At 67.6% G+C, this 19632-nt stretch carries 16 protein-coding genes and 1 pseudogene; 10 read left to right on the forward strand and 7 right to left on the reverse strand.

Going from position 1 to position 19632, the window contains the following annotated elements; genetic code table 11:
* The first annotated feature begins 188 nt into the window (after window positions 1-188).
* The 3 genes and pseudogenes from rpsA to mscL all read left to right on the forward strand — a co-directional run bounded on the left by rpsA (window position 189) and on the right by mscL (window position 2903).
* The gene (gene rpsA, locus ASF81_RS00280; RefSeq protein ID WP_017504363.1) at window positions 189-1892 is read left to right on the forward strand and encodes a 30S ribosomal protein S1; all 1704 of its coding nucleotides are present in this window, start codon (window positions 189-191) and stop codon (window positions 1890-1892) included.
* A gap of 250 nt (window positions 1893-2142) precedes the next feature.
* Window positions 2143-2457: pseudogene (locus ASF81_RS00285) on the forward strand (integration host factor subunit beta); the annotation flags it as partial.
* A 23-nt stretch (window positions 2458-2480) separates the two neighbouring features.
* Window positions 2481-2903: a large-conductance mechanosensitive channel protein MscL gene (mscL, locus tag ASF81_RS00290; protein ID WP_055803289.1), complete on the forward strand. Its 423-nt coding sequence runs from the start codon at window positions 2481-2483 to the stop codon at window positions 2901-2903.
* Here mscL and ASF81_RS00295 read toward each other — a convergent pair whose 3' ends face one another.
* Window positions 2904-4055: a hypothetical protein gene (locus tag ASF81_RS00295; RefSeq protein WP_055803292.1), complete on the reverse strand. Its 1152-nt coding sequence runs from the start codon at window positions 4053-4055 to the stop codon at window positions 2904-2906.
* Window positions 4056-4336: 281 nt separating this feature from the next.
* Between ASF81_RS00295 and ASF81_RS00300 the strand changes: the two genes are divergently transcribed.
* Complete coding sequence (locus ASF81_RS00300; protein ID WP_055803295.1) at window positions 4337-6271, forward strand: peptide MFS transporter; 1935 nt, start codon at window positions 4337-4339, stop codon at window positions 6269-6271.
* A 71-nt stretch (window positions 6272-6342) separates the two neighbouring features.
* Here ASF81_RS00300 and ASF81_RS00305 read toward each other — a convergent pair whose 3' ends face one another.
* Window positions 6343-8412 (reverse strand): TonB-dependent siderophore receptor, encoded by a 2070-nt coding sequence (locus ASF81_RS00305; protein ID WP_055803298.1) that lies wholly within the window; start codon window positions 8410-8412, stop codon window positions 6343-6345.
* Between the two features lie 187 nt (window positions 8413-8599).
* Here ASF81_RS00305 and ASF81_RS00310 point away from each other — a divergent pair, with 187 nt between their 5' ends.
* Window positions 8600-9511, forward strand: coding sequence for a TraB/GumN family protein (locus ASF81_RS00310; protein WP_055803301.1), 912 nt, complete (start codon window positions 8600-8602; stop codon window positions 9509-9511).
* 3 nt (window positions 9512-9514) lie between these two features.
* Here ASF81_RS00310 and ASF81_RS00315 read toward each other — a convergent pair whose 3' ends face one another.
* The 5 genes from ASF81_RS00315 to ASF81_RS00335 are packed head-to-tail and all read right to left on the reverse strand — an operon-like array spanning window position 9515 to window position 14159.
* Entirely contained in the window at window positions 9515-9802 is a 288-nt protein-coding gene (locus tag ASF81_RS00315) for a hypothetical protein (protein ID WP_045809440.1), read from the reverse strand.
* A gap of 59 nt (window positions 9803-9861) precedes the next feature.
* On the reverse strand, window positions 9862-11292 hold the full coding sequence (gene tldD / locus ASF81_RS00320; RefSeq protein WP_055803305.1) for a metalloprotease TldD: 1431 nt from the start codon (window positions 11290-11292) through the stop codon (window positions 9862-9864).
* A 60-nt stretch (window positions 11293-11352) separates the two neighbouring features.
* Window positions 11353-12420, reverse strand: coding sequence for a hypothetical protein (locus ASF81_RS00325; protein WP_055803308.1), 1068 nt, complete (start codon window positions 12418-12420; stop codon window positions 11353-11355).
* A gap of 42 nt (window positions 12421-12462) precedes the next feature.
* Window positions 12463-13230, reverse strand: coding sequence for an ABC transporter permease (locus ASF81_RS00330; protein ID WP_039244173.1), 768 nt, complete (start codon window positions 13228-13230; stop codon window positions 12463-12465).
* Window positions 13227-14159 carry an ABC transporter ATP-binding protein gene (locus tag ASF81_RS00335; RefSeq protein ID WP_055803311.1) on the reverse strand — a complete coding sequence of 311 codons (933 nt, stop codon included), beginning with the start codon at window positions 14157-14159 and terminating at the stop codon, window positions 13227-13229. Before ASF81_RS00335 ends, ASF81_RS00330 begins: the two co-directional genes overlap by 4 nt.
* Window positions 14160-14324: 165 nt before the next feature.
* On the opposite strand from ASF81_RS00335, the gene ASF81_RS00340 reads away from it, so the two are divergent.
* The 5 genes from ASF81_RS00340 to ASF81_RS00360 all read left to right on the forward strand — a co-directional run bounded on the left by ASF81_RS00340 (window position 14325) and on the right by ASF81_RS00360 (window position 19587).
* Window positions 14325-15680, forward strand: a complete 1356-nt coding sequence (locus tag ASF81_RS00340; protein ID WP_055803314.1) for a hypothetical protein — start codon at window positions 14325-14327, stop codon at window positions 15678-15680.
* Window positions 15681-15724: 44 nt separating this feature from the next.
* Window positions 15725-16543 (forward strand): c-type cytochrome biogenesis protein CcmI, encoded by an 819-nt coding sequence (gene ccmI / locus ASF81_RS00345; RefSeq protein WP_055803319.1) that lies wholly within the window; start codon window positions 15725-15727, stop codon window positions 16541-16543.
* Window positions 16544-16613: 70 nt separating this feature from the next.
* Window positions 16614-17099 (forward strand): cytochrome c maturation protein CcmE, encoded by a 486-nt coding sequence (gene ccmE / locus ASF81_RS00350; protein ID WP_055803323.1) that lies wholly within the window; start codon window positions 16614-16616, stop codon window positions 17097-17099.
* A complete protein-coding gene (locus tag ASF81_RS00355) occupies window positions 17096-19084 on the forward strand; it encodes a heme lyase CcmF/NrfE family subunit (RefSeq protein ID WP_055803327.1) in 1989 nt (662 codons plus the stop codon). The genes ccmE and ASF81_RS00355 overlap by 4 nt, the downstream gene beginning before the upstream one ends.
* On the forward strand, window positions 19081-19587 hold the full coding sequence (locus tag ASF81_RS00360) for a cytochrome c-type biogenesis protein (RefSeq protein WP_055803330.1): 507 nt from the start codon (window positions 19081-19083) through the stop codon (window positions 19585-19587). The genes ASF81_RS00355 and ASF81_RS00360 overlap by 4 nt, the downstream gene beginning before the upstream one ends.
* Window positions 19588-19632: the final 45 nt, after the last annotated feature.

Below are 19632 nucleotides of genomic sequence, written 5' to 3' on the forward strand. Positions count from 1 at the left end.
AAATCCAACGCTCCCACCCTCGGCCTCCGCGGGCGTTTTGATCGTTCTGAACGGCCTCGCATCCCGACGACCTGATTCCATCTTTTCCCATCGCCCCGCGCGCCGCCTTTCGCTGCGTCAGGGGTCCACCTCGCGCGGGATCGCTCTTCGGTCACGCGCCACAGCCCCACTGGAAACACCAGAGCTTCATGTCTGATACTCTCAACCCCACGCGCGACGACTTCTCGGCGCTGCTCGACGAACAACTGTCGGGTCGCGACTTCGGCGAAGGCCAGGTCGTGCACGGCCGCGTCGTCGGCATCGAAAAAGACATCGTCATCATCGACGTTGGTCTGAAGACCGAAGGCCGCATCGCCATGCGCGAATTCGGCCAAGGCGACGACGGCGCCCTGCCCAAGGTCGGCGACAACGTCGAGGTTTACCTGGAGCGCGTCGAGAACGCCCTGGGCGAAGCCGTCATCAGCCGCGACAAGGCCCGTCGCGAAGAAGCCTGGACCCGTCTGGAAGTCGTGTTCGCCGAAGGCCAGCCGGTCAACGGCGCTATCGTCGGTCGCGTCAAGGGCGGCTTCACCGTCGACCTGGGCGGCGCCTCGGCCTTCCTGCCCGGTTCGCAAGTCGACATTCGTCCGGTCCGCGACGTCGGCCCGCTGATGGGCAAGGAACAGCCCTTCGCCATCCTGAAGATGGACCGTCCGCGCGGCAACATCGTCGTGTCGCGTCGCGCCATCCTGGAAGAAGCCCGCGCCGAACAGCGCACGGAACTGGTCGGTCAGCTGGCCGAGGGTGAAGTCCGCGAAGGCGTCGTCAAGAACATCACCGACTACGGCGCGTTCGTCGACCTGGGCGGCATCGACGGCCTGCTGCACGTCACCGACATGTCGTGGAAGCGCGTTTCGCACCCGAGCCAGGTTCTGGCCGTTGGCGACACCGTCAAGGTCCAGATCGTCAAGATCAACCCGGACACCCAGCGTATCTCGCTGGGCATGAAGCAACTGCAGTCGGACCCCTGGGACGGCGTGGAAGCCAAGTATCCGGTCGGCGCCAAGTACACGGGCCGCATCACCAACATCACCGACTACGGCGCCTTCGTGGAGCTGGAAGCCGGTGTCGAGGGCCTGGTGCACGTCTCGGAAATGTCCTGGACCAAGAAGAACGTCCACCCCGGCAAGATCGTCTCGACCTCGCAGGAAGTCGACGTCGTGGTTCTGGATGTCGACGCCTCCAAGCGCCGCATCTCGCTGGGCCTGAAGCAGGCTCAGGACAATCCGTGGGACGCCTTCGTCGCCAACAACCCGATCGGTTCGACCGTCGAGGGCGAAGTCAAGAACGCCACCGAGTTCGGCCTGTTCATCGGCCTGGACAACGACATCGACGGCATGGTGCACCTGTCCGACCTCGACTGGTCGGTGTCGGGTGAAGAAGCCATCCAGCGCTACCGCAAGGGCGAGATGGTCAAGGCCAAGGTCCTGGACGTCGACGTCGAGAAAGAACGCGTCTCGCTGGGCATCAAGCAGCTGGGCGGCGATCCGATCGGCGAGGGCGACACCTATCGTCGCGGCCAGCAGATCACCGTCACCGTGACGGCGATCGAGTCGGGCGGCATCGAGGTCAAGTTCGGTGAAGACGACGCGCCGGTCACGGCCTTCGTTCGGAAGTCGGACCTGTCGCGCGACCGCAACGAGCAACGTCCGGAACGCTTCGCCGTCGGCGACCGCGTCGACGCCATGATCACCGCCGTGGACAAGGCCTCGCGCCGCGTCTCGGTGTCGATCAAGGCGCTGGAAATGAAGGACGAGCAGGAAGCCATCGAACAGTTCGGATCTTCCGATTCGGGCGCTTCGCTGGGCGACATCCTGGGCGCCGCGCTGAAGAACGCCGGCACCAAGGACTAAGCGCTCATCCAAAGAGCGTTAGGCGCTTCGCTCAAGCAGCGGAGCGCCGCGCGATCTGCGATAGCGAAAAAAGAATGAAGGGCGGCGGGAGCAATCCCGTCGCCCTTTTCTCTGTCTGGCACACTGCTGTGTGCACTTCCGGACATTTTCCTTGCGAATGGCGCGCATCATTGTCGGATAAGGGCTTTTTACAGAGCCTGTCGAAGGTTAGGGTGTAGGCTCTGGATCAACGGCGGGCGAAACAGCCCGTCATTCCGAGCTCGCGGGGGCGCAGATGATCAAGTCCGAACTGATCGAGAAGCTTGCAGCGGAAAATACCCACCTGACCCACGCCGAGGTCGAGCGGCTGGTCAATGTGATCCTCAACACCATGACCTCGGCCTTGTCCGAAGGCGGCCGGGTCGAGTTGCGCGGTTTCGGCGCCCTGTCTGTGCGGTCGCGTCCGGCGCGCGCGGGTCGCAATCCGCGTACTGGCGAAACCGTCGAGGTGCCCGCCAAGGCCGTCCCCTTCTTCAAGAGCGGCAAGGAGCTGCGCGAGCGGCTGAACGCCTCGGGCGACGCCTGATCTAACTTTCTCAAGGAAATCTCATGAGCCTGCTGTCGGAGTTTCGCGAGTTCGCGGTCAAGGGCAATGTCGTGGACCTGGCGGTCGGCGTGATCATCGGCGCCGCCTTCAACGGCATCGTCAAAAGCCTGGTCGATCAGGTGGTGATGCCGCCCATCGGCCTGATCACCGGCGGCATCGATTTCTCGGAACTGGAATGGGTGCTGAGGGCTGAGAACCCGGCGACCGAGGCCGTCGAGAAGGTGGCGATCCAATACGGCGCCTTCCTGAACACCGTGATCCAGTTTCTGATCGTGGCCTGGGTCGTGTTCATGGTGGTCAAGGGCATCAACGCCCTGCGTCGCCAGCAGGCCGCCCAGCCCGATCCGGCGCCGGCCGCGCCGACGGCGACTGAAGCCCTGCTGGCCGAGATCCGCGACGAGCTGAAGGCCCGCCCTAAGGCCTGATCAGGCCTTGGACACGCGACCTCCCAAGGTCGGGCGCATGATCGTTGCGGCGGTCGACGCCTTGGGCATCGGCGGCGTGCGCGAACAGATGCCGTAATCGCCGTCGAACGGCGTCGGCGCCCAGGCGGCCGCCAGCGCGGGATCGTCGATGATGGCGTGGCAATGCCCCCAGCCGCCCTCGCGCCGCGCCGTCTTCGCCATATCGCCCAACTGCGCCAGCAGGCGCGGCGTCACCATCTGCAGCCGCACCTTAGCGGCCCCCAGCGCGCGGGCGTTGTCGATCAACGCTTGGGTCAAAAGCGCAATCGCCTCGGGCGCCGCCTTCAGGGCGATCAGATCGACGATGTCCAGATAGGGCGGCTCGATCAGGCTGGTCTTGGTCATCTGCGCCATGGCCATCCCGACGATTTGGCTGTCCCTGACGCAGGCCAGCATGACCGGCGGCAGAGTCAGGTCGGGGTCCGCCAACCGCCAGCGCAGGATTTCCGGACTGCGATCCGCCAGCAGACGCTCTTCTTGCGACAGCCGGCGCCAGAAGTCCGCATAGGGCGAAGTGTCCGATAGGTCGCGCAGGACCGTCACTCCAGTCGGCAGCACAAGCGGCGTCTGGCGAAACACGCGCCCGTTCATCAGCCGCTCGCCCAGACGCGCGGCGGTCTCGGCGGAGGTGCGGCCCAGCAGCAGGCGCAAACTTCGACCCTGAGCGCAGGCCAGACGATTGGTGATCCATGACAGCTTCAGTCCATGACTTTCGGCCGGCCAAGGCTTCATGTCGAACAGGCCATACAGCGGCGCCGAGCGCGCATTGGCGTTGAAGGTGTAGCGAGCGAACAGGCCCGGCTGTTTCAAAAAAGTGCGGATCAGAGGGCGGCTGGCGCCCTTCTGGCTGGGCGGCACGATGATCGAAAACCCAGTGGCGCCGAAGTGATCCTGGGCGCCGTAGCGAAACCGCTGGATGAAGTTGCCCAGCATGGCGACGGCGTTGTCGTCCGCGTCGGCGACCACCCAGCCCGCGGGCGCGCCCAGCGCCAACCGCGCCGGATTGGCCTCGAGCCAGCGCCATCCGGCCGGCGATCGCTCGGGCCAGCCGACCTGACGATGCAGCCTGTTCAGCGCCTCATGGTCTGGAGCGGCGATCGGTCTGACAGACATCTGGCGCGCCTTCCCATTATGAAACCGCGAGCGTTTCTGACGACCGACTTAGCAGGATGTGCGCCATCGGGCGTCACCCAGGGTTGTTTTTCGCTTTCCTCGCGCGTCGCCTGGCCACTCCCGCGACAGCCTTAACACTTGTTCGAATTCCCCCGCTGTGCTGGGTATGCGCCTTTCGCGCGCCCGATAAGCGGCGCGGCAGTTGGGAGTGAGCCGTTGAGGACGGATTTGGGGAAGGCGCGACTTACACGACGCGTAGAGACGATTAGGGGGACGCGCGCATGAACATCGTCGTCGCCCTTGGACTGATCATCACCTTCGCCACGGGCGTGCCGGTGCTGATGCAGATCCTCAAGAACCACCCGCGCGGACTGATCATCCTGTTCTTCGCCGAGATGTGGGAGCGTTTCTCCTACTACGGCATGCGCGGCATCCTGATCTTCTTCCTGACGCAACACTTCCTGTTCGACGACGCCATGGCGGGGTCGACCTACGGCTCCTACACCTCGCTGGTCTATCTGCTGCCCCTGCTGGGCGGCATCATGGCCGACCGCTTCATCGGTACGCGTAAGGCCGTCGCCTTCGGCGCCCTGCTGCTGGTCGCCGGTCACGGCATGATGGCTTTCGAGGGCCGTCCCGCCACCGAAACCCTGACCTACGCCGGTCAGACCTATCAGATCGACGCCGAAGGCCGCGGCGCGGCGCGTGAAGTGTCGATCGTCGTCAACGGCCAGAAATACGCCTTCGAGGCGGCCGAAAACGGCCTGGCGATCGAGAACCTACCGGCCGCCTCGCCGCTGCCGGCCGTGCTGCCGACAGGCGAATACAAGATCGACGCGACCCGCGACATGGCGGGCGTGAACGTCTTCTATCTGGCGGTGTCCTTCATCATCATGGGCGTCGGCTTCCTGAAGCCAAACATCTCGACCATCGTCGGACAGCTCTATCCGCAGGGCGATCCGCGGCGGGATTCCGGCTTCACGCTCTACTACTACGGCATCAACCTCGGCGCCTTCTGGGCGGCGGTGCTGTGCGGCCTTTTGGGTCAGACCGTCGGCTGGTGGGCAGGCTTTGGTCTGGCCGGCGTCGGCATGGCGCTGGGCTGGATCGTGTTCGTGCTGGGCAAACCCCTGCTGCAAGGCAAGGGCGAGCCTCCGGCCGAAGCCAATCTGAGCAAGCCGATGCTGGGTCCCATCAACCGCGAATGGTCGATCTATCTGCTCAGCATCCTGGGCGTCGGCGTCGTCTGGTTCATGGTTCAGCGCAACGCCCTGGTGGGTTGGGTCCTGGGCGCCGCCACCGTCGCGTCGCTGCTGTTCATCCTCTACGTCATCGTCAAGGTTTGCGAGAACAAGGCGCAGCGTGAGCGGATGATGCTGGCCCTGGTGCTGATCTTCGGCTCGGTCGTCTTCTTCACCCTGTTCGAACAGGCCGGCACCTCGCTGAACCTGTTCGCCGACCGCAACGTCGATCTCAGCATCACCCCGCAGGCGTTCCAGCTGCTGGGCGTCACCGTCGGCACCCCGGCCCAGATCGCCGCCGCCGGTCTCAGCACGTCGGGTCCCTGGATCGACGCCACCATCACGGCGGCCCAGACCCAGTCGTTCAATGCGGGCTTCATCCTGATCTTCGCACCGATCATGGCCGCGCTCTGGGCCTTCCTCGGCAAGCGCAACCTGGACCCCAACCCCACGCTGAAGTTCGGCCTCGGCCTGCTTCAGGTCGGACTGGGCTTCATGATCGTGGTGTGGGGCGCCGGCATGGCCAACTCGGCCTTCCAGATGCCGCTGCTCCTGCTGGGTCTGCTCTATCTGTTCCACACGACCGGCGAGCTGTTCCTGTCGCCGGTGGGCCTGTCGGAAATCACAAAACTGTCCGTCGCCAAGGTGGTCAGCTTCATGATGGCCGTCTGGTTCCTGGCCAGCTCCATCGCCCAATATGTCGGCGGTTGGATCGCCGGCCTGGCGGGTACGGAGACGGTCGGCGGCCAGGTGCTGAACCCGGGCCTTGCGCTGCAGACCTCGCTTGAAGTGTTCAAGCTGCTGGGCCTGTGGGGCATGGGTATCGGCGTGGCCTTCATTGTCATCAGCCACTTCATCAAGGGCTGGTCGCACGGCGCCAATGACGGGGACAACCACCCTGGCCCTGCGCTGAACGATCGCGGTCAGGAAGACGGCAACGTCGCCCGTCCTGCGGCCTCGACGCCCAGCCACTGATCGACGCCTGATCATGGGAAAAGCCCCGGTGGAGCGATCCGCCGGGGCTTTTTGCTGCGTGAAGCGCGACCTCAGAAGGTCTTGCGGACCCGCAACGAGACGAAGGTGCGCGGGTCGATGGAGCGCTCCTCGACGAAGGCCACGGTGCGCGGATTGCGTGTGGCGTAGACCGTGCGCTGCTGGGTGAAGTCGTCCCACAGGTTCAGCTGTGCGCGCAGCGACAGGGTCGGGCTGGGCTTGTATTCGACGAAGGCCTCCAGATAGTCCGCACCGCGCCAGGCGAAGGTCTGGTCCGGATCGTAGGTCGCCTGGCCCAGACGCGGCAGCCAGTTGATCCCCCACTGGGTCTTCCACGAGGTGATGTCCTGCTGGAAGCCGACGTTGGCCTGGCTGGGGCGCACGCCCGAGATGCGGCGGTCCTCGCCCGTGGTCGGGTCGGTGACGCTGGTCTTGTTCCAATCGTTCCTGAAGGTGAACCGGGCGCCCGAAATCCCGACCTTGTCCAGCGGCACCACGACATTCAGCGACAGCTGATCCAGCGTCCCGTCGCCGATATTGCCGGTCGCCGACAGGCCGCCGGGCAGGGGCAGGCGGTCGATCACGTCGATGATGCGGTCGTGGCGATAGCCGATCGAGACCACGCCTTCGCCCCAGAAGCGGCGTTCGTAGGACAGTTCGGAAATCCAGCGCTGCTCCGGCTCCAGATCGACGTTGCCGCCGAACACCGTGCCATCGCTCAGCTCAGCCGAGGCGGCGAAGTCGCCGAAGTCCAACTGACCCAGTTCGCGCTCGAAGCGGAAACGTAGCTGGTTGTCGGCCATCGGCGTCCAGGTCGCCAGCAGCCGCGGCTTGGCGAAGAAGAAGCTCTTTTCCTGGTCCGCATCGCCCGACTGGCTGATGGTGGAGGCTTCCAGGCGCACACCGCCTTCCAGCGTCAGTTTCGGATTGATCCGCCAGGTCGCCTTGCTGAAGGCCTCGCCGCGCGTCTCCTCGACCTTGACCGAGGCGCTGGGCAGGGGCACGCCGACGCCGCCGATGGTGAAGGCCTGGTTCACGTCCAGCATATTGTAGGCGATCTCGGCGCCGGCCTCGATCGTCAGGGCGGGCGAGCGTTCGTGACGCACCAGGGCGCGCAGGATGGATTCCGACGAGTCGCCGTCGGATTTGAACTGCTGCTCCGGCGCCGCCGTGCCGTTCAGGGTCTCGTTGCTGCCCGACACGCTGTCGAAGCTGGAGAACTCGTGGATCAGACGCGTCTCCAGGGTCCAGCGCGGGTTCAGGGTGCGGGTCCAGGTCAGGCCCAGCTCGCCGGAATCGCCGTCTTCGGCATAGTCGCTGCGGCGCAGCGACGTGGGCGACGAAAGCTCGGTCCAGTTCTGATAGTCGTTCAGACCATAGCGGGCGGTGCCCTCCAGCTTTCCGCCGAAAACCGGGCCTGTGTAGTTGCCGCGAATGCTCTGGCCGCCGCCCCATCCGTCGTTTTCAAAACGCTCGTCGCGGATGACGTCGCCGGCGGCGTTGCGACGGATCGACCGGCCGACGCCGTTGGAATCGCTGGATCCCATGCCGTCCGACAGGGTCACGCCCCAGCTGCGGTCGCTCTTGTTCTGAGTGAACTGATAGGAGCCGCCATAGATGTCATGGCCGCCTTCGAACAGCATGGCGTTCCAGGTCAGGATCGACTGGCGGCTGTCGGTCGTCTTCAGGATGACGTTCACGACGACGGAATAGCCCTGCATGTCGATACCCGGCGCGCCGCCCCGGATCAGTTCGATGCGCTCGACCTGATTGGCCAGGGTCCGGCCCAGGACGTTCGAACCCGAGTCGTTCTTTGAGGCGGGGCGGTTGTTGTTGATCAGCACATTGCCGACCGCCCCTTCGAAACCGCGCGCGCCCGATCCGTTGTCGATGGAGAAGCCGGGGACCCGGTTGACCATGTCGAGCGCCGTATTCGGGCGCTGGGCGGCGAAGAAGTCCGGCGTAAAGACCAGCACGCCGCGCTGGCTGGCGTCGGCCAGGGGCGCCTGGTTGGTCGGGCCGGTCGGCACGGGGGCCTCGGCGACTTGGGGCTTGTCGCCGGCGAATGCGGCGCCGGCGGTGAAAAGCAGGGCGGTGCTGGCCAGCAGCAGGGTCTTTGTCATTGGTCTTCCCCTCGGGTGTTGGCGAGAGGTGTGCCGATCCGCCGCGTTCATCTCCAGTTACAAGGCCGCAAGGTGGATTAAATCGACGACATCATTACAGCGATTTCATTACACCAGTGACAGTAATGAAGTTTACAGCGATGTAATGATCAGACGCTCATCTTCTCTATTGTTTTTACTTGCCGCGATGGCGCTGACGACCGCGCCGGCCGTCGCGCAGGATGCGCCATCGGACGCCGTCGAGGATATCGTCGTCACCGCCCGCCGGATCGAGGCGCCGATGTGGGAAGTGCGGCGCGGCGACAGCGTCCTGATCCTGGTCGGATCGATCGACGGTTTGCCCAGAAAGATGGAGTGGCGCACCGACGCTCTCATCTCGGCGGTTGATCGTGCGGACCGCGTTCTGTTTCCCGTCGAGGGGCGGGCGTCACTGGCCGATGTGGGCCGGCTGATCTGGCGGTTTCGGACGCTGACGCGTTTGCCGAACGGGCGAACCAGCGCCGACTATCTGTCCCCGGACCTTGAGGCCCGGGTCGAAAGCCTGACAGGCGAAGGCCCGACCCGCGACAGCATGTTGATCCTGTCGGGCGATCTGATGGAACTGGGCGGGTACAGCAGCGGAGGGCGTCCGGTATCCGGCCTGGTCCGTCAGGCGACGCGCGCCAATCGCACGCCGGCTGAACCCGTCGGCATCTTCAGGGGTGACGAGCTGATCGAAAAGGTTCTGACGACGCCGCCCGAACGCTACCTCGACTGCATCGACGCTGCGGCGACGGCGGCGGAGGCCGGGGTCGAGGCGGGCGCGCAACGTGCGGAGAACTGGCGTCTGCGCCGGATCCCGGCGGTGCTCGACTCGCCCTTGGAAAGGGCGGCGACGGCCTGTTCCTACTGGTCGGTGATGGCCCAGGCGGACGATCTGCGTCTGATATGGAACACGGCGGTGGACAAGGCGCTGGCCGAAACCGGGATCACCGTCGCTATTGCCCCCTTGCGGCTACTGGCCGAGCCGAACGGCGTATTGGATCGGCTGGAGGCGGAGGGGCTGGAACCGATCGGTCCCGAATGGCGCCCCTCCACCCCCGCTCAATCGGCGCGCTAGAGCCTACTTGCGTTCCGGAACGGCGTCGCGCGCGGCTTCCCCAATGTTGTCGGCGGCGTTGCCGACGCTCTCGGCGGCGCCGGCGATGGCGTTGTCCTTCACCGCGTCGCTGCGGTTCATGTTCATCAGGAAGTAGCCGATCACCAGCACGGCCAGCAGGCCGACGATCAGGGCGACGATGGCGCCCATGCCGCTGCCGCGACGCTCGACGACGGTGGTGGGTGCAGCGCTGGTCTCAGTGATGCGTTCAACCCGGCCATCGGGATGTTGGACTTCGCGTTCGGTAGGCATGGTGTTTCCTCTCCAGTGTGGCGGGGAAACACGCTACGTGACGATACGGTTCCGCTCGCTTAGACGGCGGTGCCGCCGACCGTCAGGCCGCCGATCTTGAGGCTGGGCTGGCCGATGCCGACGGGCACGCCTTGTCCGGCCTTGCCGCAGACGCCGACGCCCGGATCGAAGGCGAAGTCGTCGCCAACCATCTGAATCTTGGTCAGGGCCGTGGCCCCATCGCCGATCAGGGTCGCGCCGCGCACCGGAGCGGTGATCACCCCGTCCTCGATCAGATAGGCCTCATTGCACTGGAACACGAACTTGCCGTTGGTGATGTCCACCTGGCCGCCCGAGAAGTTGGCGGCGTAGAGGCCGCGCTTCGTATTGGCGATCATGTCGGCCTTGGAATCCTTGCCGCCCTCCATGAAGGTGTTGGTCATGCGCGGCATCGGCATATGGGCGAATGACTGGCGCCGGCCGTTGCCGGTCGCGGCTACGCCCAGCTGCCGCGCCGACAGCCGGTCGTGCATAAGCCCGACCATGATCCCGTCCTCGATCAGCACGGTGCGCGAGGTGGGCGTGCCCTCGTCGTCGACCGACAGGGAGCCGCGCCGTCCGGCGATCGAGCCATCGTCCACCACGGTGACGCCGGGGGCGGCGACGCGCTGGCCCATCATGCCGTTGAAGACAGACGAGCCCTTGCGGTGGAAGTCGCCCTCGAAGCCGTGGCCGATGGCCTCGTGCAGCAGCACGCCGGGCCAGCCGGCGCCCAGGACCACGTCCATCTCGCCCGCCGGACAGTCGACAGCGTCCAGATTGACCAGGGCCTGACGCAGGGCCTCGTCCACCTGGGCCTGCCAGCGTTCGGGCGCGATCCAGGCCTCGAAGCCTGCCCGGCCGCCGGCGCCGGACGAGGCGCTCTCGCGCTTGCCGTTCTGTTCGACGGTGACGGAGACGTTCAGCCGGACGAGAGGACGGACATCGCGCACCGCCCGTTCGTCGGCGCGCAGGATCTCGATGGCGCGACGTTCGCCGATCAGCGAGGCGGACACCTGAACGACGCGCGGATCGCGGGCGCGCGCCCAAGCGTCGATCTCGGCCAGCAAGGCGATCTTGTCGGAGAAGGCGGGCGAGGCGAGGGGATCGACCTCGCCATACAGTTTCTGATTGGTGGCGCGGGGCCCTTCGGCGACCCGGGCCTCATGCCCCTGTTTGGCCAGGGCGGCGCTGTCGGCGGCGCGACGCAGGGCGGCGGCCGAGACCTCGTTGGCGTGGGCGTACCCGGCGGTCTCGCCCGCCACGACCCTGATGCCGAAGCCCTCGGTCGCGTCATAGGCAGCGGACTTCAACCGGCCGTCGTCGAACACCAGGCTCTCGCTCTCGGACCGCTCCAGGAACAGTTCGCCGTCGTCGGCGCCGGCCAGGGCCGTTTTCAGGATCGATAGGGCTTCATCGGTATCAACGCCGGCGGCGTCGAGGATGGGCGGCGGGGAGGCGTGAACGGTCATGGCCTGTAGGTAGGGGCTGAAGGCCGTTTCGTCACCTGCCCCGGCGCGCGAAACCGCCGATCAGTCCAGCGGCTGGGGTCGCGTCACCACCGGACCGTCGGGATCGCTGCTCGACGGGCGTGCAGCGGTAGGGGCGGGCGTCGGGGCCGTCGGCACGATCACCAGCGGCTCGGTCGTGACGGTCGGAGCCGGCGTGGACGGCGCCGGGGTGGCCGTCGTCGGCGCACGCGTCGTCGGTTGCGTCGTTGCGGCCGGCGCCTGGGTCTGGGTCTGGGTCTGGGTCGGCGTGCGGGGCGCGGCCGTCGTCGCGCGCGGCGTCGTCGTCGTTGCCGGCGCGGAAGCGGCGGGGGCGGGCGTCGCGGGGGTCGTCGCAGCGGGCGCGGGCTGTTCGGTCGCGACGACAGGGGCGGCGTCGGCAGGAATCGTATCGGCTGGCGGGGCGGTCAGAGGCGCATCGGCGGCCATGGCGGGCGTGGACGCCGGCGGGGTCGAGGCGGGACGCATCGCGAACCACAGGCCGCCTCCGGCGACCAGCAGGGCGACGACCCCGACTCCGACATAGAGCGGCAGGCGCGAGGTCTTGGCGGGCGCACGGGCGAAGCTGGGCGTGATCGGCGCAGCCGCAGGCGAAACAGCGGGTCTGGCCGCGACCGCTGGGGCGGCGACAGGTTCGGCCGCGACCGGCTTCGGCGCAGGGGCGGGCGTCGTCTCGGGCGCGGGCAGGGGCCGCACGGTCAGATCGGGTTGAGCGGCCGGCGCCGGCTGCGGCCTGGGCTGCGGCGGCGTTGGAGCCTGCGGTTGAGGCTGGGCCTGAGCCGGGCGCGCCGTCGGGATCAGCGAACCGCCCAGAATGCTTGCCCCCTGCGGACGGGGCGCGGGACGCGGCGCCGGCTTGGCGGGCGTCGTCTGACCCTTGGCCGGCGCGACGCCGGAGGCCAGGCTCTGGGTGTGGATCGAGGCCTGCTGCTGTTGCGGCGTGGGCTTGCGCGGCGGCGGATTGGGAATGCGGTCCAGCGGATTGGGAGCGACCGGCACCGGACCGACGTGGAAGGTCGTCGCGGGCATACGCCCCCAGGTCACCGGCTTGCGGGCGAAGGGCTGGGGCGGGGTCTTCTGGTCGTCGGACATGGTCTTCTCAATCGCTGGCGATCTGGCCCGTTTCGTGACGGATCAGTTCTTGAGCCGGTAGCCGGTCTTGAACATCCACATGACGATGCCCAGGCAGACGGCAAAGAAGCCCAGGGTGGCGGCGACGCTGACGCCGATGGCCACATCGCCTTGACCATAGAAGGCCCAGCGGAAGCCCGAGATCAGATAGACCACCGGGTTGAACAGCGTCACCGTGCGCCAGCCGTCCGGCAGCATGTCGATGGAATAGAAGGCGCCGCCTAGGAAGGTCAGGGGCGTCACGACCAGCATCGGGATCATCTGAAGCTGCTCGAACCCATTGGCCCAGACCCCGATGATGAAGCCGAACAGGCTGAAGGTCACCGAAATCAGGATCAGGAAGGCCATCATCCAGACTGGATGCAGGATCTGCAGCGGCACGAAGAAGGCCGCCGTCGCCAGAATGATCAGGCCCAGCACCGCCGACTTGGTCGCCGCCGCGCCGACATAGGCCAGCACGATCTCCAGCGACGACACCGGTGCCGACAGGATCTCGTAGATCGTCCCCGTGAACTTGGGGAAGTAGATGCCGAACGAGGCGTTGAAGATCGATTGGGTGAACAGGCTGAGCATGATCAGGCCCGGCACGATGAAGGCGCCGTAGGGCACGCCGTCCACCTGTTGCATCCGGCTGCCGATCGCGCCGCCGAAGACGACGAAATACAGGGCCGTGGTGATCACCGGCGTGACCACGCTCTGCCATAGGGTGCGCAGCGCACGCGCCATCTCGAAGCGATAGATGGCCCAGACGCCATATCCGTTGAAGGTCATGCCGCGGCTCCGTTCTGGTGGACCAGGCTGACGAAGATGTCTTCCAGCGAGCTCTGGCGGGTGTTCAGGTCCTTGAAGCCGATGTTCAGCGCCTCAAGCCGGCGGATCAGCGACGGCACGCCCGTGTCGTCAGCGTTGGCGTCGAAACTGTATTCCAGCTCGCCGCCCTCGTTCTTCAGGATCAGGTCCCAGTCGGACAGGTCGGTGGGCAGGGCGCCCAATGGTTCTATCAGGTTCAGCGTCAGGGTCTTCTTGCCCAGCTTCTTCATCAGGGCCGACTTCTCCTCGACCAGGATCAACTCGCCCTTCAGGATCACGCCCACCCGGTCGGCCATCTCCTCGGCTTCTTCGATGTAATGGGTCGTCAGGATGATGGTGACGCCGCGCTCGCGCAGCTTTCTGACCATCGCCCACATGTCGCGGCGCAGCTCGACATCGACCCCGGCGGTGGGCTCGTCCAGGAACAGGATGTCCGGTTCGTGGCTCAGGGCCTTGGCGATCATCACCCGCCGCTTCATCCCGCCCGACAGGGTCATGATCTTGGCGTCGCGCTTGTCCCACAGCGACAGGTCCTTCAGCACGCCCTCGATGAAGGCGGGGTTCGGCGCCTTGCCGAACAGGCCCCGACTGAAGGTGACGGTGGCCAGCACGGTCTCGAAGGCGTCGGTGGTCAGCTCCTGCGGCACCAGACCGATCTTGGTGCGGGCGGCGCGGAAATCGGACTGGATGTCATGGCCGTCGGCGACCACGGTCCCGGTCGTGGGCGTGACGATGCCGCAGACGATGGAAATCAACGTGGTCTTGCCCGCGCCGTTCGGCCCCAAAAGGGCGAAAATCTCGCCCTTGTTGATCGTCAGGTCGATGCGCTTCAGCGCCTGATGCCCCGACTTGTAGGTCTTGGTCAGGCCGTCGATCTCGATTACGGGCATGGGCTTTCCTTTCCGGCGCGCGCGGCGGCGCGGGCCGGGTGTGGCGGCAATATGGCGTGCCTGACGCCTGACTCAAGTGGCGGCGCCGTCTCAATAGACGCCAAGTCGTTGTTAACCCGATTGTCGCACGGTGCCGGCCTGAGTTGAGTTTTGGCAGGAGCTTTCGTGCCGTCCCTGTCCGCCGCCCACCACGCCGCTCTGACGGCGATCGTCGAGGCCTGTCCCGACGCATCGCTGGGGATGCTGGGCGCAGCCGTGGCGGCGCTGAAGGGCGACAAGGCGGCCGAACTGGCGAACATCGTCGCCGCAGAGGCGCGCGATCGCGCCCGTCGCGGCACGGCCTTCGCCCCACTGCTGCCGCTGTTTCAGCCGCGCGCCGACGGCGTGCCGGCCCTAGTCTTTCCGCCGCGGGTTCTGAAACGGGTCTGGCGCGAGGCGGTGCAGGGCGAGGAGAATTTCCTGCCCCTGCTTGACGGCGCCGTGGCCGTGGACGGCGAATGGACCCTGGCCGCCGATCGGCTGTGCGCCAAGGCGGCCGCCGTGCTGCGCGACCGGCCGCGCGACGTCTGGCCGGAGTTTCAGCGTCCCGCCGACGACCAGCCGCCATCCACTCCGGTCGAACTGGCCGGTTGTTTCGACCTGACGCCTCTGGCCCGCAGCGCCTTGCCGCGCCTGCCCGTCTGGCTGGAACGCCCCGACGACAACCAGCTGGCGGGGCTGAGGCTGCTGATCCAGGACTGTCTGGCGATGTCGCCGGACGGCGGGCGGCGCATGATCGATATCCTGTTCGCCCATGTGGCGGACGCCGAGCGGATGCTGCGGGTCGTGACGCGGACCAGCCGGCTCGCCGACCGTGAAATCACCCTCAGCCATTCCGACATGGGCGTCTTTGTCGAGCGGCTGCTGACCTCCGTGCAGGCGCGGGTGCAGAAGATCGCCGGCGTGGTCCGATCGTCGCTGGGCGAGACCGCGATGCTGGGCGTGGTGGACGACGTCAACTGGTGCGCGGGCGTGCTGGCCGAGATGGACCTCAGCCTGCAGGTGCGGCCCGACTCAAGCTGGGGCAAGGCGGCGCGGATGGCGCGGGTCCAGGTGTCGGGCCAGCTTTCGGGTCTGATGAAGTCCGCCTCCAGCGCCGTCCACGCCGCCCTGCCGATGAAGCGTCAGGTCATCACCGGACGCATGACGCGGATGTCGCCGTGGCTGGAGGCGCCGGCCGAGGGCGAACCGATCGAGGCTGCGGCGGCCTTGCTGGCGGCGGTGGCGGCCCTGCGCGGCGCGGCCGTCACCTTCGGCTGCGAAGCCGATCGCTCGGGACTGAAGGCCGACCTGACCGACTACCTCTCCACCTGGTCCGACGAGGCGCTGAACAGTCTGTCGGACGGCGAGGCCGAAAATCCGGACCACGTGCTGCGTCTGATCGGGGTCGCGGCGCGGTTCCTGACCGTGATCGAGGCGCTGGAGGCGGCGCGCGCGGTCAGGCGACGCGCAGCCTCAGCGGAAATGGCGCGGCTGGGCTGAAACGACGCCTCGCCCGACGTTCGCGGATGGGTTAGACGGCGAAGATGATCGTGTTCTGGATAATGACGGGACTGGCGGCGGCCCTGGCCGCCCTGCTGGTGCTGACCGGCGCGCGGCGCGGCGCCGATCCGGCGGCTGGAGCCGAAACCCAGGCCGGCTCGCGCGAGATCGAGGAACTGGATCGGCTGAAGGCGCGCGGCCTGCTGGACGAGGCGGCCTATGTGGGCGCGCGCGCCGAGGCGGGGCGGCGGCTTCTGGCCGTTTCGGCGACCACGACACCGGTGGCCGGCGCCAGCGATCGGTTCTGGGTGCTGGGCGGGATCGGCGTGACCGTCGCGGCCGCTCTCGGCCTCTATGTTTTCACCGGCTCGCCCGGCCTGCCGGATCAGGCCTATGAGCGGCGTGTCGACGACTGGGCCGCCAATCTGGATCGGCTGGAGCCAGCGCAACTGGCGGCCGTGACCGCGCGGGTCGTTCAGGAAAGGCCCAAGGATCGGCAGGCGCTGGCCATGCTGGGCGCGGCCCGGTTCGCCGCCGGCGATCCGCTGGGCGCCGCCTCCGCCTTCCGCCGTCTGATCGCCCTGGACCCCCGTGACGCCCAGGCCTGGGCGCGGCTGGGCGAAAGCCTGGTCGTCGCCAACGACAACCAGATCGGCGGCGATGCCGAGGCCGCGTTCCACGAGGCCTTGAAACTGGACCCCGACCAGCTCGGCGCGCGCTTCTTCCTGGGTGAGGCCGCCCTGCGGCGGAGCGACGCCGCCGGGGCGCGCACCCTGTGGACGCCCCTGATCGCCGCGCTCGACCCGGCCGATCCGCGTCGTCTTGATCTGGAACGCCGACTGCCGAAGGGCGGCGCGCAATGACGCGTTGGTCCCGCGCGACGACGGCGGTATATGCCGCCGGTCCGTCCCTGAAATCCGGAATGTCCGTCGCATGAGCTGGCTGCCCAAATCGCCGAAGGCGCGTCGCCGCCTGTGGGTCGTCGCCGCCGTGGCGCCGATCCTGGCGCTGGCGGTCGGCCTGTCGCTGTGGGCGATGCAGGACAGCGTGACCTTCTTCTACTCGCCCTCCGAGGCCACCGCCGACAAGGCGCCGGAGGGCCGCAACATCCGCCTGGGCGGTCTGGTCGAGGCCGGCAGCGTGCAAAAGACCGGTGACGGCGTGGTCGCCTTCGTCGTCACCGACAACGCCGCCGCGACCCGCGTCGTCTATCACGGCGACCTGCCCGACCTGTTCCGCGAAGGGCAGGGGATCGTGGCGCAAGGGGCCTTCGGCGCCGACCGCACCTTCCACGCCAGCCAGGTTCTGGCCAAGCACGACGAGAATTATATGCCGCGCGAGGTCGCCGACCGTCTGAAGGAAAAGGGCGAGTGGCGGCCTGAGACGGCGCCGGCCGCGACCAAGTCCGTCCCCCTATGATCGCCGAGCTTGGGGCCTTCGCCTTGGCGCTGGCGCTGGCGCTGTCGATTCTGCAGACGGGGCTTTCGGCGGCCGGACGCGCGCGGCGCAGCCCGGTCCTGGCCGGGGCCGCCCAGGGCGCGGCTCTGGCGGCTGCGGCGGCGGTCGCGCTCAGTTTCGCAGCCCTGATCTACGCCTTCGTCGTCTCCGACTTTTCGGTCTCCAACGTCGCGGCCAACAGCCACACCGACAAGCCGATGCTCTACAAGGTCGCCGGCGCCTGGGGCAGCCACGAGGGGTCGCTTCTGCTTTGGTGCCTGGTGCTGACGGTGTTCGGCGGGGCGCTGGCGCGGGCACGCGGCCTGCCGTTCGGGCTGAAGGCCTCGGCCGTGGCGGTGCAGGGCGCGCTGGGGTCGCTGTTCCTGGCCTTCGCCGTCTTCACCTCCAGCCCCTTCACCCGCCTGGACCCCGCGCCGTTCCAGGGCGCATCGCTGAACCCCTTGTTGCAGGATCCGGCCTTGGCCGTGCATCCGCCGCTGCTCTACGCCGGCTATGTCGGATTTTCGGTCTGCTTTTCCCTGGCCGTCGCGGCGTTGATCGAGGGACGGGCGCAGACCGCCTTCTGGCCCGCCTGGGGGCGCTGGGTCCGACCCTGGGCGCTGGCCAGCTGGGCCTTTCTGACCGTCGGCATCACCCTGGGCTCCTTCTGGGCCTATTATGAGCTGGGCTGGGGCGGTTGGTGGTTCTGGGACCCGGTCGAGAACGCCTCCTTCATGCCCTGGCTTGCGGGCGCGGCCCTGTTGCACAGCGCGGTCGTGACCGAGCGGCGCGGCGCGCTGGCCGGCTGGACCGTGTTCCTGGCTTTGCTGGCCTTCACCTTCTCGATGCTGGGCGCCTTTCTCGTGCGCTCGGGCGTCCTGACCAGCGTCCACGCCTTCGCCGTCGATCCCCAGCGCGGGCTGATGCTGCTGGCCATTCTCGGCGTCACGGCCGGCGCCGCCTTCGCCCTGTTCGCCTGGCGCGCGCCGCAGCTGAAGGGCGGCGGCTTGTTTGCGCCGGTCAGCCGCGAGGGGGCGCTGGTGCTGAACAACCTGTTCCTGACGGCGGCGGCCGCGACCGTCTTGCTGGGCACCCTCTATCCGCTGATCCTGGAAGCGGCGTCCGGCGCGACCATCTCGGTCGGCCCGCCCTATTTCGCCGCCACCTTCACCCCGTTGATGATGGTCGCCTTCCTGATCCTGCCGGCCGGGCCGCTGCTGGCCTGGAAGCGGGGCGACCTGCCCGGTGCGATGCAGCGCCTGGCCGTCGCGGCGGGTCTGGCGATCGTCGGCGCCCTGGCGGCCTACGCCCTGTGGGAGCCCAACAAGGCCTTCGCCGCCGCTGGCATCGGCCTGGGTCTGTGGCTGATCCTGGGGTCGGTGTCGGAAGTCGCCGAACGCGCCCGCCTGTTCCGCGCCTCGATGGCCGAGACGCTGCGCCGACTGAAAGGGCTGCCGCTGGGCGCCTGGGGCATGACTCTGGCGCATTTGGGGCTGGGCGTCTTCATCCTGGGGGCGGTGGTCGAGACGGGCTTCAAGGCCGAGGCCGCCCGCGCCGTCTCGCTGGGCCAGAGTGTGTCGGCCGGCCCCTGGACCGTCACCCTGGACGACGTCCGCGTCGTCGAGGGGCCGAACTATCTGGCCGAGCAGGGCCGACTGACCGTGCGGGCCACGAACGATCAGGGCCGCGCCAGCACCGTGACGGCCGAGCGCCGCTTCTTCCCCGCGGGCGGTCAGACCACAACCGAGGTCGGGCTGGATTTCCGGGGCTTGGACGACGTCTATGTCGTGATCGGCGAACGCGCGGGCAGTCCCGAACAGCCGGCCTGGGTCGTGCGTCTGTACTGGAACCCTTGGGCGCGACTGATCTTCCTGGGGCCGATGATCATGGCGCTGGGCGGGGTGCTGTCACTGATGGATCGTCGTCTCAGGCTCGGGATCGGCGCGCGCCGACGCAAGACCGCATGAAGCGCCTGGCGATCCTGCTGGCCGCGCCGCTCGTGGCGCTGATGCTGACGGCGGCCGAGCCGCCCGCCGCACCCGACCGTCCCCTGGCCGATGCGACCCAGGAGGCCCGCGCCCAGGACCTGTTCAAGGATGTGCGCTGCGTCGTCTGCCAGCACGAGGCCATCGCCGACAGCCCGGCCGGCGTCGCCGGCGACATGCGCCGCCTGATCCGCGAGGAGATCGCGGCCGGCGCGTCGGATCAGGCCGTGCGCGACGATCTGGTGCGGCGCTTCGGCGACTATGTGCTGTTCACCCCGCCGGTTCGAGCGGGGACCTGGCTGCTGTGGTTCGGCCCGTGCGCCCTGTTGCTGCTGGCCGCCGCCGTTCTGGCCCTGCGCGCACGCCGTCGTCCGGTTGAGGCCGTCCCCCTGACGCCAGAAGAAGAACGCCAGCTGGACGAAGTTCTACGAAATGAGAAGCTTCGCCGCGATCCTGACGCAACCTCGCCTCACGACGGGCGCTAGTCGAGATCAACGATCGGCGGTCGGGATTGGCGCAAAGCCGGTTCG

Origin of the sequence: Brevundimonas sp. Leaf168, assembly GCF_001423685.1 — a bacterium.
In the GTDB taxonomy this organism is placed as follows: Bacteria; Pseudomonadota; Alphaproteobacteria; order Caulobacterales; family Caulobacteraceae; genus Brevundimonas; species Brevundimonas vesicularis_C.

What these genes read in the sequence shown, in the direction of transcription:
- rpsA (WP_017504363.1), top strand. Translation starts at nt 189, where the DNA reads ATGTCTGATACTCTCAACCCCACGCGCGACGACTTCTCGGCGCTGCTC.
- mscL (WP_055803289.1), top strand. Translation starts at nt 2,481, where the DNA reads ATGAGCCTGCTGTCGGAGTTTCGCGAGTTCGCGGTCAAGGGCAATGTC.
- ASF81_RS00295 (WP_055803292.1), bottom strand. Translation starts at nt 4,055, where the DNA reads ATGTCTGTCAGACCGATCGCCGCTCCAGACCATGAGGCGCTGAACAGG.
- ASF81_RS00300 (WP_055803295.1), top strand. Translation starts at nt 4,337, where the DNA reads ATGAACATCGTCGTCGCCCTTGGACTGATCATCACCTTCGCCACGGGC.
- ASF81_RS00305 (WP_055803298.1), bottom strand. Translation starts at nt 8,412, where the DNA reads ATGACAAAGACCCTGCTGCTGGCCAGCACCGCCCTGCTTTTCACCGCC.
- ASF81_RS00310 (WP_055803301.1), top strand. Translation starts at nt 8,600, where the DNA reads ATGGCGCTGACGACCGCGCCGGCCGTCGCGCAGGATGCGCCATCGGAC.
- ASF81_RS00315 (WP_045809440.1), bottom strand. Translation starts at nt 9,802, where the DNA reads ATGCCTACCGAACGCGAAGTCCAACATCCCGATGGCCGGGTTGAACGC.
- tldD (WP_055803305.1), bottom strand. Translation starts at nt 11,292, where the DNA reads ATGACCGTTCACGCCTCCCCGCCGCCCATCCTCGACGCCGCCGGCGTT.
- ASF81_RS00325 (WP_055803308.1), bottom strand. Translation starts at nt 12,420, where the DNA reads ATGTCCGACGACCAGAAGACCCCGCCCCAGCCCTTCGCCCGCAAGCCG.
- ASF81_RS00330 (WP_039244173.1), bottom strand. Translation starts at nt 13,230, where the DNA reads ATGACCTTCAACGGATATGGCGTCTGGGCCATCTATCGCTTCGAGATG.
- ASF81_RS00335 (WP_055803311.1), bottom strand. Translation starts at nt 14,159, where the DNA reads ATGCCCGTAATCGAGATCGACGGCCTGACCAAGACCTACAAGTCGGGG.
- ccmI (WP_055803319.1), top strand. Translation starts at nt 15,725, where the DNA reads ATGATCGTGTTCTGGATAATGACGGGACTGGCGGCGGCCCTGGCCGCC.
- ccmE (WP_055803323.1), top strand. Translation starts at nt 16,614, where the DNA reads ATGAGCTGGCTGCCCAAATCGCCGAAGGCGCGTCGCCGCCTGTGGGTC.
- ASF81_RS00355 (WP_055803327.1), top strand. Translation starts at nt 17,096, where the DNA reads ATGATCGCCGAGCTTGGGGCCTTCGCCTTGGCGCTGGCGCTGGCGCTG.
- ASF81_RS00360 (WP_055803330.1), top strand. Translation starts at nt 19,081, where the DNA reads ATGAAGCGCCTGGCGATCCTGCTGGCCGCGCCGCTCGTGGCGCTGATG.